A 12,526-nucleotide genomic window follows, 5' to 3' on the forward strand; every position below is an offset into this window, starting at 1 on the left:
GCCGAGCAGTTGCACCGCCGCGGCAAACTGGGCGTGACCGCGGTCGATGTTGGGATCGGGCTGGTCCGGACGGCTGATCAGGAAGATGCCGGTCAGGATCACGTGAATGGCGAGGATGGATGCGATCACCAGCGCCGTGAGCTGACCGCCGATGGTTCTCAGGTTCAGGAAATCGGCGAGCTTCATGTCGCGCTATCGAGTGGCGCCATGGCGGCCTCCACCGTCGGCGTGAACAGATATCCGCCCGAGCGCACGGTCCTGATCATGCTGGAATCCTGCGGATCGGTTTCGATCTTGCGGCGGATGCGGCTCACCAGCACATCGATCGAGCGCTCGAATGAACCGGCGCTGCGCCCTTGCGTCAGATCGAGCAGGCTGTCGCGCGACAAAACCCGGCCCGGCCGCTCGCAAAAGGCCCGCAACAGGTCGAATTCGGCTGACGTCATCGATACCCGCGCGCCGGCCGGATTGCGCAATTCGCGCAGGCGGAAGTCGATCCGCCAGCCCTGAAAGGTCAACGCGGTTGCGCCCATCACGGCGCTGGCGGTTTGCGCAGCCGCCTGGCGGCGCAGCACGGCATTGATTCGGGCCAACAGTTCGCGCGGGTTGAAGGGCTTCGCGAGATAATCGTCGGCGCCCATTTCGAGGCCGAGAATGCGGTCGACGTCCTCGCCGCGCGCGGTCAGCATGATGATCGGCACCTGCGACTCGCCGCGGATCTTGCGGCACAGGCTCAAGCCGTCTTCGCCGGGCAGCATCACGTCGAGAATGACGAGATCGACGCGATGGTCAGTCATGGCGCGGACCATCTCGCGCCCGTCATTGGCGGTTGTGACGTTGCAGGCGTTGTTGCGGAGATACTTCGCGATCAACGTCCGCGTCTCGCGGTCGTCTTCAACGACAAGGATGTTTGGCGGTACAGGGGCCATACAAATCTTTTGCCTAAGATTTCCGGCAACAGAACCATCTTTTTGTTTCCGGATATTTCCGGGCTAGTGCGGCGAATTCGAAGTTCCTATCAGTTTTCGCCGCCGTATCGTCACAGGAACTCCAAATTCAAAAGCCGCACCAGAAACAAGTAGTTGCTGAAGCTCATGTGATTTCGAAGTCCGCATCAGGGGTCGCCACGGTAGCTCGCGACCCTCGGAATCGGAGCTCCACTCCACGCAACAGCGCGCAACAAGTCTATTCCGGCAGGCCGTTAACTCGTTAAGAGCATGTTAATCCTGACATAGCGTACTGCGGTAGGGAACCCTTAACCTTGCTGCGCCCGGCCGCCGGGAGGCCAGAACGCATGTTCGACACCATCATTCTTCTGACCGGCCCGATCGAAAGAGCGCCCTTGCCGGCTGTCCTGCTGGGGCACAATCCGGACCTTGAGGTGCTGGTGATCGAGCGCGCCGAGCAACTGGCTACGGTCAGCGGGGATGTGCTGCGGCGCTCGCGCCTGATCGCCTTCGTGACGCCGGTGATCGTACCGAAGTCGATTCTGGAGCAGATCGGCTACGGCGCCGTCAATTTTCATCCAGGCCCGCCAAGCTATCCCGGCTGGGCGCCGGCGCATTTTGCGCTCTACGACCAGGCGGACGAATTCGGCGCGACCGCCCATCTCATGGTCGAGAAGGTGGATGCGGGGCCGATCATCGATCTCGCCGCGTTTTTGATCCCGCCGAATACGTCGGTATTTGCCCTCGAGGGCATGGCTTACGCCCATCTGGCGTTTTTGTTTTGGCGAATGGCCAGGCAACTGGCTTGCTATCCATCGTTGCCGCCGCCGTTGTCGGTCCCATGGGGCAGCCGAAGATATTCGCGCAACAACTATCTCTCGATGTGCGACATTCCGCTGGATATCTCCCAGAGCGAACTCGATCGGCGGATGCGGGTTTTCGGCGGCAGTTATTTCGGCGTGTCGCCGACCATCAAACTGCATGGAGTCGAGTTCCGCGCTATCGTGCCGCCGGCAGGCGGCGCCGGGGCTGCGGTCGCTGCAACCTGACTTTCCCCTGCGTTTGCGAAAGAGAAAATTCCGAAACCGAACTCTAAGAGGAACCGGAGGTCCTCCGATGTGTCGGACGAAATTACGGGAACAGCGGAACGGCGACAGCGACACCGTGTTTTCTCCTCACCTTTAGACCGAGGAGGAAACACATGTTCGCAAAAACTGTCACGGCCGCTTTGGCAGGCACAGCGCTGCTTGCCACCATCGCGTCGGCGCAAACCCCGACCGCTATTGCCGATCCGGCGTCGGGCACGATCTCCAGTTCTTCGCTGCAGGGCGACTGGCGTGCGTCGAAGCTGGTTGGCCTCAAGGTCTATAACGACAAGAACGAGAATCTCGGTTCGATCAACGATCTCATCATGGACAAGAGCGGAAATATCAAGGCGGCCGTGCTCGGCGTCGGCGGCTTCCTCGGCATGGGCGCGCACCTTGTTGCCGTTCCCCTCGACAAGATCAAATTCGTGAACGAGCCGGTGGCCTATACCGGCGCGGCCAGCACCGGCAAGCCGGGTGGCGCGGGTGGCGCGATGACGGCCCGCCCGCCCACGACCACGGGCTCCACTTCGACCGCGGCTTCATCAAAGCCCAATCCCTGGTATCCTGATCATGCCGTGTTCAACGCCAACAAGGATGAGCTGAAGGCGATGCCTGAGTTCAAATACTCGGAGTAAAACGGCGTCCAGACGCAACAGCAATCGCAAGAGCGCGTCCGGTTTTACCGGGCGCGCTTTTGCTTTGGGGCTCCGTTCGAGGACTTGCGCCTTTCAGCGCTGATATCCCGATGCTACGCTCCGGCGCGGCAGGAGCACCTGCGTCCTGCCTAACATCGAACGGGAGGACGACATGGCTGAGAGCGTCTACAAGATCATCGAGTTGGTCGGCACCAGCAAGGAATCCTGGGAAAAGGCTTCCGCGGCGGCCGTGAACCGGGCCGGAAAATCTCTCCGGGATCTCAGGGTTGCCGAAGTGGTCCAGCTCGATCTGCAACTGGATGCCAAGGGAAAGATAGAAGCCTATCGCGCCAAACTAAAGGTCTCGTTCAAGTTTGAGGGAGCCTGAGCGGAAGCCGGCTGGCTCAGGTATCCGAATGAAAAAAGCGCGTCTGGTTTTTGCCGGCCGCGCTTTTTGTTTGATCCCGCTTCTCACCTCGCCCCGCAAAGAGCGGGATGAGGGAGGAGGCGGTTAGTTCGTCTTCACCAGCGGGCAACCGCCCTTGTCGAGCGGACGGAACGCTTCGTCGCCGGGAACGGTGGCGAGCAGCTTGTAGAGATCCCATTCGCCTTTCGATTCCTCGGGCTTCTTGACCTCGAACAGGTACATGTCGTGGACCATGCGGCCGTCGATGCGGATCTTGCCGTTCTTGGCGAAGAAGTCGTTGATCGGCGTGGCGCGCATCTGCGCCATCACCTTCGGTGCTTCATCGGTACCGGTGGCCTCGATCGCCTTCAGGTAATGCATGGTGGCCGAATAGAGTCCCGCCTGGATCATGGTCGGCATGCTGCCGACCTTCGCATAGAAGCGCTTGGAGAAGGCGCGCGTCTCGTCGTTCATGTCCCAGTAGAAAGCGTCGGTGACGATCAGTCCCTGCGTCGCCTTGATGCCGAGCGAGTGCGTATCGGTGATTTCCTGCAACAGCGCGATCATTTTCTGGCCGCCTTGCACGATGCCGAACTCGGCCGCCTGCTTCAGCGCGTTGGTGGTGTCGCCGCCGGCATTGGCGAGCGCAATCACCTTGGCCTTGGAGGCCTGCGCTTGCAGCAGGTAGGAGGAGAAGTCGGACGAGTTCAAGGGGTGACGGACGTTACCGAGCACCTTGCCGCCGCTCTCCTTGACGACGTTTGCCGCGTCACGCTCGAGCGCGTGGCCGAAGGCATAGTCGGCGGTGACGAAGAACCAGGTGTCCTCGCCGCGCTTGACCATCGCCTTGCCCGCGACGTTGGAGAGCGCATAGGTGTCATAGGTATAGTGCACGGTGTTCGGCGAGCAGGCGACGCCGGTGATGTCGGAACTGCCGGCGCCTGAATTCATGTGGATCTTGTTCTTCTCGCGGGTCAGCTGCGAGATCGGCAGCGCGATGGAAGAGGTGGGGACGTCGAAGATCGCATCGACCTTCTCGTTGTCGTACCAGTTGCGCGCGATGCTGACGCCGATGTCGGGCTTGTTCTGGTGATCGGCGTAGACGACATCGATCGGCTTGCCCTTCACCTTGCCGCCGTAATCTGCGACCGCCATCTGCACCGCGGCGAGCGAGCCCTTGCCGGTGGCGTCTGCATAAAGGCTCGACATGTCGGTCAGCACGCCGATCTTGACGACGTCGTCGGAAATTTGCGCGCTCGCCGCCCCACTCGATGCGGCAAGGGCAGATGCGGCCAGCAACATGGCTGCAAAGGATTTCATGGTTCGGTCTCCCTGATGATTTAAGGCTTGTTTATCCCGCTGTTTTACCCGGCTTCCCTGGCGTCCGCAAAGGCCGAAAAAGTGCCGCGGCGGCCACCTCTTTACCCTGTCCCGCAAAGGGAGAGGGGAAGAAGAACGCTGCTTGGTTAAAGGCCCGGCAGCGATGCAACGGTGACGTTGATGGTACCGGAGGCCTCGGCAATCAGGCGCAGCGTCTTGGAATCGTAGGCGATGTCGGCAAGATCGAGGTTGGCGATTTCGGCCGTCACCCGCACGCCGTCCTCGTTCTTTTGCAAATCCGAAATCGCGCTTGCGACCATTTTCTGCGCATCGCCAAGGAACGGCTTGAGATCGAGCGTGGTCTTCTCGGCCAGCACCTTCTGCAGATGCGGCATAACGGCGCGTGCCGCGGCGCCGAGCAGTCCGAAGGCAGCTTCCGACTCCACTGCCATTTCGACATTGGTAAGCCGGAGCGTCTGATGCGCTTTATCCAGCACCGGCTGGCCCAAGATCTGCACCGTAGCCTCGCCGCCGAAGCCGAACCAGCTGGTTTTCTCCTTGGCGTTGACCAACAGCGAGATCAGCAGCCGGTTGCCCGAGGCCGAAACCTGCGCGTGCTTCACGGTTACATTTACCGAACCCGAACCGTCCTCCGGAAATGTACGCCCAACGAGCTGCGCTTCCACGATCTTGTCCACGTCGGCAAAGGGAATGTCGACGGGGATCCCAATGCTGACGATCGGCTGCGTCGGCGGCACGATGGAGAGCTTTTCCGGGAACGGGCACAAAGGCGTGGTCTGTTTCGGCGTGATGCGGGTTTCCGCTTCGATGCCGAGTGTCATCGTCACCGCGGTAGCGCTGACGCTCGGCTGCACCGCGACCGCGCGGGTCGGCCGCAGTTCGAGCCAGAGCGATGGGGCCGCTGTGTTGCCGGCCTGCAGCGGTATCGAACGGCAAGCCTTGGCCCACTGAATGCGCGCATTGCGCTCGAACGAAGTATCGTTGCGGATGCGGTTGCCGGCGGCGGCGATCTGATCGGCGACGTTCTTGTCGATCACCGGCTTGATCTGGGCGGGAACGTTGACGCGTGCGCCCGCGACCGAAAGGCTGGTGTCGCCGAGACTGACCTGCCCGGTCAAATTGGGTTCGATGCGCCAGGCTGCGGCGAACTTCGGTCGCGCGGTGATGGCGACGTTGCCCTTGATTTCGGCAGAGGCATTGACCGCCTTGATGTTGATGGCGCCGATCTTGTTGCCGACGTCGCTGCCGAGCAGGCTGCCGATGGCATCGCCCACCGCGCCGGTCGTCTTTGCGGCGAGCGAGCCCGTAACGTTCAGTTTTCCGTTCAGCGCCGTGGTCAGCGACAGCACGTCCTGGCCGCCGGTAACCCCGACCGGCCCCCGCGAGGCGGTCCAGCCGATGTCGGCATTTTGCAGGACCTGCGATACCGGATTATCGGCCTTGCCGCCAAAGGTGCGCGGCGTGCCGCGGTCGGCCGCGTCACGGATCGCGGTAACGGGAATGGTGACCTGGGCCAGGATCACGGAACTGCGGGGGGCGGGCGGCAGCGGCGGCAGGTTGGCAACAGCCGGCCGGGTGCTCGAGACCCGCGGTGAAAGCCAATCCATCGCCTTCAGAGTGACGAAAAACGAGACTGCGACCACCGCGATCGCGAGCAGAATGATCTTGGGCCGCATCGTCCCCCCGGGACTGATTCAGCAGGAGTTTACAGGGCCGGCGTGGAGGACGCTACCCCGGCCCGGGGGCGATATGACCCAGGGAGGCGGCGGCAATGTGGGATTGTTTCGGCCCGGAAACGCGGGAAGGTCGAGAGAGGGCAGTCGCCCCGCGAGTCGCTGCTCTCGCTTGCCCGTCGATCGCACGCCACACGGTGTGCCATCGGCAGCGATCTGTATCGGCAAATCATGTGCTGACGTTGTCGCCGAGGTGCAAAAATGGGCTTCACCGCATTCATGAATCGTTTCATCTCGGTGTCATGAAACGAAAACCGGCGCGTTAACCTCTATGACGTCACACGCCTGAAATATCTCTGGCACAACGTCGGTTCAAGAGAATCAGCAAGGCTGAATCAGCAAGGCATTAGTGCCGCCCATTTGAAGTTCCCGCACCACAAGCGGCGAATCCCAAGTGGAAAGCGGCACTGGAATCTTACATTTCGCTAGTGCCCATAGCTTTCCGAAGTTCGTGAAAGGTGGGTGCTGAGGTGCAACACGAACTTCGGAAAGCGGGCATTAGCCGATGCGAATATTGATCGCGACAGACGCCTGGCATCCGCAGGTTAACGGCGTGGTACGCACTTTGACTTCGCTCAAGCGCGCGGCCAGCTCGCTCGGCGGAGACATTGAATTTCTCACGCCCGAGGGTTTCCCCTCGATGGAGTTGCCGACCTATCCGGGTCTGCGCGTCGCGTGGCCGAACCGGCGCGAGATCGCACGGCGCATCGAAGCCGCGGCGCCGGAGGCGATTCACATCGCGACCGAAGGCCCGGTCGGCTGGGCGGTGAGGGGCTATTGCAAGCGCCGGAGGCTGGCCTTCACCACTTCCTATACGACTCGCTTTCCGGAATATATCGCGGTGCGCTCGATCATTCCGGCGTCCGTGCCCTATGCGGTGCTGCGTCACTTTCATAACGCCGCCAGCACGACGATGGTGGCGGTCCCTTCTCTTTATAATGAGCTCAGCGCGCGCGGCTTTCGCAAGCTGGGCTTCTGGGGACGCGGCGTCGACACCAAACTGTTCAATCCGGATCATCCAGCCCTGCTCGACCTGCCGCGGCCGATCTTCATGACCATGGGTCGCGTGGCGGTCGAGAAGAATATCGAGGCGTTCCTGTCGCTCGATCTGCCGGGATCGAAGGTCGTGGTCGGTGATGGGCCGCAGCGCCGCGAGCTCGAGCAGAAATATCCCGAGGTCCACTTCCTTGGCGAAAAGAAAGGCGCCGACCTGACGGCGCATCTTGCGGCGGCCGACGTCTTCGTGTTTCCGAGCCTCACCGATACGTTCGGCGTCGTACAACTGGAAGCGCTGGCCTGCGGCACGCCGGTTGCGGCATTTCCGGTTACGGGACCGATCGATGTGATATCGGATCATCCGATCGGCGCGCTGGACAATGATTTGCGAGCTGCGTGCCTGCGTGCGCTTACGATGTCGCGTGAAACCTGCCGCAACTTTGCGCTGGAGCGTTCCTGGGAAAACAGCGCCAGGCAGTTCATCGGTAATTTGAGTACCTTGCAGGCGAACCGGTCGCTTCGACCCGTACCGATCGCAGCCGAAAGTCACGCGGTGGGCGGCTAGAGCATGATCCGGAAAAGTGTGCAGTGGTTTTCCATCGCGACAAACGCGGAACGCGTTTTGCGCGGAGATCACGCTCAATCGATAAGGGCTTAAGCCACACAACAATGGCCGGATCCGGCAAAGCTGGATTGGCCTCGACAGAGAAACGAGAAAGCAATCATGGCAGAGAGCATCAAACTGGACGACGCCACGCATCTGGATTTCGACCGCGAGATGGTCGAGCAGGCCTATGACCGCTGGGCGCCGATATACGATCTCGTGTTCGGCGGGGTGTTCTCGAAGGGCCGCGACGCCGCGATCCAGGCCACCAACAAGCTCGGCGGGCGCGTGCTCGAAGTCGGCGTCGGCACGGGCATCTCGCTGCCGCTCTATGCGCCGAATGTGCGCCTGTTCGGCACCGACATTTCCGAAGCGATGCTCAACAAGGCGAGGAAGCGCGTCGCCGAGCAGAAGCTGAAGAATGTCGAGGGGCTCGCGGTGATGGACGCCGAGAAGCTCGAATTCGAAGACAATTCCTTCGATGTCGTGATGGCGCAATATGTCGTCACCGCCGTGCCGAACCCGGAAGCGGCCCTTGATGAGTTCGCCCGCGTGCTGCGGCCGGGCGGCGAACTGATCATTCTGACCCGCGTCAGTGCCGATGACGGCGTGCGACGTTTCATCGAACAGGGGTTGCAGCCGGTGGTGCGTCACCTCGGTTTCCGCACCGCCGAGTTCGCCTGGTCGCGCTACACGCGCTGGCTGGATACCGCGAAGAATGTGGAACTGGTGGAACGCCGCCTGATTCCGCCGCTCGGCCACTTCTCGCTGGTCCGCGTTCGGAAAACCGCTGCATTGAACTGAACTCGCCGCGTTGGCTGGTTTTGTGACAACTCAGATGTGCAATGCCGTGTGACATCTTGATGATGTCACACGCCGGACATCGAAATCCCGTAACGTTTCATCGACTCACCTTATCGAGGGCGACCATGATCAAGAATTTTCTGGAGCAGCTCCGCATCCAGCGCTGGGATGACCACCGCTACTATCACCACAGCCGGATCAACCAGAGCCTGCACTTTGTCAGCGCCGTGAGCTTCCTGACCGGCTATGTCATGATGTTCTTCGATCCGCTGATGGCGGCCTTGATCGGCTGGCTGGTTTCGATGACCTCGCGCCAGGCCGGCCACTTCTTCTTCGAGCCGCGCGACTACGATCACCTCAACGACGCGACCCACGAGCACAAGGAAGCGATCAAGGTCGGCTATAACCTGCGACGCAAGGTCGTGTTGATGACGATCTGGGCCGCCTCGCCGCTGGTGCTCTATTTCGATCCGACGCTGTTCGGCCTGGTCAACCCCTGGGTCACGCCGGCCGATTTCATGCGACAGGTCGCCAAGATCTGGCTGTTCGTCGGCATCGGCGGTCTTCTCTTCCGCACCGTGCAGCTGTTCTTCATCCGCGACGTCGAAACCGGGTTGGTCTGGATGACCAAGATCCTCACCGACCCCTTCAACGACTTCAAGATCTACTGCAAGGCGCCGCTCGCGCTGATGCGCGGCGAACTGATCGATCCGGGCCTCGACATCATCGAGCACAACGCGCTCGTGGAAGAGCACGCCTGAGAACAGAATCGATGTCCATGACTCGTCGTGCCCGGGCTTGTCCCGGGCATCTGATTTTTTGCGAGAGATTGATGAACAGCTTCTTATCTCTCCCCCGCGAGCGAAGCGAGCAGTGGGGAGGGTGGCCGGAGCGAAGCGACGGTCGGGTGGGGTTTTTAAGGATACCCCCACCCGGCTCATCGTTCGTCTGCGCTCACGATGATCCACCCTCCCCGCAAGGGAGAGGGATAGGAGAGCGTAAGCCCTTCCAGGCGAGGGCGGTAACGGACTCAGCGCCGAAACCGGCTCTCCAGCATTTCTTTCAGGATTTGGCGGCGGATCGCCTTGTTGGTCAGCGTGGGCGGATGCCACCACCAGCCGTCGCGCTTCATCTTTTGTGCTGCCGCGACGAAACGCTGCTCGACCTCGGCGAAATCGGCGTCGGTGAAGTTCAGGCTGAAGATGAAGCGGCCGGTGCCGACCCAGCTCAACGCCAGTCCTTCGGCCCGCAGATAATACTGGAACATCCAGTTGTAGCGGGACGGCTCGGTATATTGCACCGTCCAGACCGAGGAGAAGTTGGCGACGCGAACGGGAAGGTTCTCCTGCCCGCACCGCGCGTTCAGCGCTTCGGCGCGGCCGTTCCAGGTCTCGTCCAGGCGATCATAGATGCTGCGGAAGTTCGGGCTCGAAAGGCGCGAGAGGAACTCGTCCATCGCCGTCATCACATAGGGATGGGAGTTGAAGGTGCCGCGGGCAAAGCAGACATCGGCCGGGCGATCGTCGCGGAAGCGCCGCATCAAGTCTTTTTTACCGCAGACCACTCCAATCGGGAGTCCTCCGGCGAGGCTCTTGCCATAGGTCACCATGTCGGCGCGCACGCCGAAATATTCCTGGGCGCCGCCGGCAGCAATGCGGAAGCCCAAAAACACCTCGTCGAAAATCAGGACGATGCCGCGCTCGGTACACACCTTGCGCAACTCCGTGAGCCAGGCGGTGTAGGCCTCGCGGTCGAAATGGGCCCGGCGCGAGGAATCGACCAGCGCGGAATCGCCGGGCGCATTGGCGTTCGGGTGCAACGCTTGCAGCGGGTTGACCAGCACGCAGGCGATGTCGCGCCGGGTCCGCAGCACATGCAGCGTCTTTTCCGACATCTCGGCGAGCGTATAGGTCTCGTGCGGCGACACCGGATTGCCGACGCCGGGCTGCACGTCGCCCCACCAGCCGTGGTAGGCGCCGGCGAAACGAACGAGATGCGTGCGTTTGGTGTGATAGCGCGCAAGCCGCACCGCCTGCATCACGGCTTCGGTGCCGGACATATGGAAGGAAACTTCGTCGAGCCCGGAAATCTCGCAGATACGCCGCACATTCTCGGCGACCGCGGGATGATAGGAGCCCAGCACGGGGCCGAGCGCATGCGCGCGCTTCTCGCCCTCGACGATGCATTCCTTGTAGAAGTCGTTGCCGAAGATGTTGACGCCATAGGAGCCGGTGAGGTCGTAGAAGACGTTGCCGTCCACATCGGCCACAGTAACGCCGGCGGAAGAATCCGCGAAGGCGGAGGTGCCGAGATTTTCCTGCACCAGGCGAGAGAACTGGAACGGCACGCGATAGGCGCGCGTGAATTGCAGGTCGGAAACGTAACTCGCCGTTTCCGCCGTCAACTGTCGCCCCTTGGCGTAGCGTTCGGCGTAGAGTTTAGAGAGCGCGAAGAACGCGTCCTTGCGCTGGCCGGCGACGTCCTGTGGCGCGCCGTCGGCGCCAAAATATTCGTCGATGGAAAATTCGTAGAACGGAACCAGCCGCGCCACCCGCCGCGACATTTTCGAATGTCCGGTCAGCGAGCGGTGCTTGGCCCGCGACAGTTCAAGGCGCGCCTTGATTTTGGGGAAGGTCACGGCGGCGCCGGCCATCGCTGCGGCGGACAAAGAGAGAATCGGGAGAGACGAATCCATGCCACCAGCGCTAGCCGGTCCATCTAACAGATTCATGACAGTGAAGGGCCTGATCGCAGCCCTGACGGAACAGGAGAACGTTAATTTCCTCCTGACCAACCGGATCCCGCGGGCCGCGGTGACGCGATTCATGGGCTGGTTCAGCAAGATCGAAAACCCGCTGGTGTGCAGGGCTTCGATCGCGTGCTGGCGGCTGTTTTCCGATCTCGATCTCAGCGAAGCCAAGAAGACCGAATTCAAGAGCCTGCACGATTGCTTCACCCGCGAGCTGAAGGACGGCCTGCGCCCGTTCGATCCGGATCCGCAGATCGTGGCGAGCCCAAGCGACGCGATCATCGGCGCGCATGGCGCGATCGAAGACACCGAACTGTTTCAGATCAAGGGCGCGAACTATTCGCTTGTTGATTTGCTGGGCGACGACGAACTGGTGGAGCGGCACCGCAACGGCCGCTTTATCACGCTGCGGCTGACGTCGAGCATGTATCACCGCTTCCATGCGCCGGCGGACTTTGCGATCGAACGGGTCACCTTCATCAGCGGCGATACCTGGAACGTGAATCCGATCGCGCTCAAGCGGGTCGAGAAACTCTTTTGCAGGAACGAGCGCGCGGTGATCGAGACTCATCTTGCTTCCGGCGAGGCGCTGACGCTGGTTCCGGTCGCAGCGATCCTGGTGGCAAGTCTTCGGCTGCACTGCATCGACCGCACGCTGAATGCGCAGACGCGCGGGCCGACTGTCTTTCCCTGCGGCGTGCAAGTGCACAAGGGCGACGAACTCGGCTGGTTCGAGCACGGCTCGACCATCATCGTGCTCACGCCGGATCGGTTTGAATTTTGTCCAAATGTGCGCGAGGGCGCGCGGGTCAGGGCTGGCGAGCCGTTGCTGCGGAAGTTGGGGTGATGGCCGTCATTGCGAGTGCAGCGAAGCAATCCGGAGCTTTTTGCCGCCGTTGGATTACGTCGTCGCTTGCGCTCCTCGTAATGGCGATTATCCCGAACTTGACAGAAGTAGTAGATCGTAGCTGTCTAGGCTCCGACAGGGCGGCACAACTTTATTCCGATTTTTTAGGCATGTTCGCGATCTTAAGATCGTGGTCCCATCGCTCGCGGTCGGCTTTGCAATCCTCATCAGCACAGTTCCAGTAAAGGCATCTATCGAAATTGACGCGCACTTCGCCGTTGAGCTCTTTGAAGGGAATTACCGAGTAACAGAATTTTGTGACGTGTCTCGGTGTACCAGCAAAAGCGTCCCGGTAATGAATAACGCCGCTGATCCA

Annotated in this window: 12 protein-coding genes and 1 pseudogene; 7 read left to right on the top strand and 6 right to left on the bottom strand. The window is 61.2% G+C overall.

The annotated features are described in order from the left end of the window. Together WB528_RS01290 and WB528_RS01295 are read right to left on the bottom strand one after the other, a co-directional pair. Positions 1-186 (bottom strand): annotated as a pseudogene (locus tag WB528_RS01290) (ATP-binding protein); the annotation flags it as partial. After that, the gene (locus WB528_RS01295; protein ID WP_423886624.1) at positions 183-929 is read right to left on the bottom strand and encodes a response regulator; all 747 of its coding nucleotides are present in this window, start codon (positions 927-929) and stop codon (positions 183-185) included. The pseudogene WB528_RS01290 and the gene WB528_RS01295, both read right to left, overlap by 4 nt. Positions 930-1,294: 365 nt before the next feature. Here WB528_RS01295 and WB528_RS01300 point away from each other — a divergent pair, with 365 nt between their 5' ends. The 3 genes from WB528_RS01300 (at position 1,295) to WB528_RS01310 (ending at position 3,058) form a co-directional block, all read left to right on the top strand. After that, the gene (locus WB528_RS01300) at positions 1,295-1,996 is read left to right on the top strand and encodes a formyltransferase family protein (protein ID WP_423886625.1); all 702 of its coding nucleotides are present in this window, start codon (positions 1,295-1,297) and stop codon (positions 1,994-1,996) included. 152 nt (positions 1,997-2,148) lie between these two features. Then, positions 2,149-2,670 (top strand): PRC-barrel domain-containing protein, encoded by a 522-nt coding sequence (locus tag WB528_RS01305; protein WP_423886626.1) that lies wholly within the window; start codon positions 2,149-2,151, stop codon positions 2,668-2,670. Between the two features lie 172 nt (positions 2,671-2,842). Then, entirely contained in the window at positions 2,843-3,058 is a 216-nt protein-coding gene (locus tag WB528_RS01310; protein WP_423886627.1) for a dodecin family protein, read from the top strand. Between the two features lie 123 nt (positions 3,059-3,181). Here WB528_RS01310 and WB528_RS01315 read toward each other — a convergent pair whose 3' ends face one another. After that, the gene (locus WB528_RS01315; RefSeq protein ID WP_423886628.1) at positions 3,182-4,396 is read right to left on the bottom strand and encodes an ABC transporter substrate-binding protein; all 1,215 of its coding nucleotides are present in this window, start codon (positions 4,394-4,396) and stop codon (positions 3,182-3,184) included. 146 nt (positions 4,397-4,542) lie between these two features. After that, positions 4,543-6,093 (bottom strand): DUF4403 family protein, encoded by a 1,551-nt coding sequence (locus WB528_RS01320; RefSeq protein WP_423886629.1) that lies wholly within the window; start codon positions 6,091-6,093, stop codon positions 4,543-4,545. A gap of 562 nt (positions 6,094-6,655) precedes the next feature. Here WB528_RS01320 and WB528_RS01325 point away from each other — a divergent pair. The 3 genes from WB528_RS01325 to WB528_RS01335 all read left to right on the top strand — a co-directional run bounded on the left by WB528_RS01325 (position 6,656) and on the right by WB528_RS01335 (position 9,315). Further along, positions 6,656-7,711: a glycosyltransferase family 4 protein gene (locus WB528_RS01325; RefSeq protein WP_423886630.1), complete on the top strand. Its 1,056-nt coding sequence runs from the start codon at positions 6,656-6,658 to the stop codon at positions 7,709-7,711. Positions 7,712-7,870: 159 nt separating this feature from the next. After that, entirely contained in the window at positions 7,871-8,554 is a 684-nt protein-coding gene (locus WB528_RS01330) for a class I SAM-dependent methyltransferase (RefSeq protein ID WP_423886631.1), read from the top strand. Positions 8,555-8,679: 125 nt separating this feature from the next. Then, positions 8,680-9,315: a hypothetical protein gene (locus tag WB528_RS01335; RefSeq protein ID WP_423886632.1), complete on the top strand. Its 636-nt coding sequence runs from the start codon at positions 8,680-8,682 to the stop codon at positions 9,313-9,315. Between the two features lie 269 nt (positions 9,316-9,584). Here the strand turns inward: WB528_RS01335 and WB528_RS01340 are convergent, their stop codons facing one another. Continuing rightward, a complete protein-coding gene (locus WB528_RS01340) occupies positions 9,585-11,249 on the bottom strand; it encodes an aminotransferase class III-fold pyridoxal phosphate-dependent enzyme (RefSeq protein WP_423886633.1) in 1,665 nt (554 codons plus the stop codon). A 34-nt stretch (positions 11,250-11,283) separates the two neighbouring features. Here WB528_RS01340 and asd point away from each other — a divergent pair, with 34 nt between their 5' ends. Next, a complete protein-coding gene (gene asd / locus WB528_RS01345) occupies positions 11,284-12,150 on the top strand; it encodes an archaetidylserine decarboxylase (RefSeq protein WP_423886634.1) in 867 nt (288 codons plus the stop codon). Positions 12,151-12,301: 151 nt separating this feature from the next. Here asd and WB528_RS01350 read toward each other — a convergent pair. Next, a partial coding sequence (locus WB528_RS01350) for a hypothetical protein (protein ID WP_423886635.1) occupies positions 12,302-12,526 on the bottom strand: 225 nt, incomplete at its 5' end.

The sequence above is a fragment of the Bradyrhizobium sp. genome (genome assembly GCF_049586575.1).
Lineage (GTDB): Bacteria > Pseudomonadota > Alphaproteobacteria > Rhizobiales > Xanthobacteraceae > Bradyrhizobium.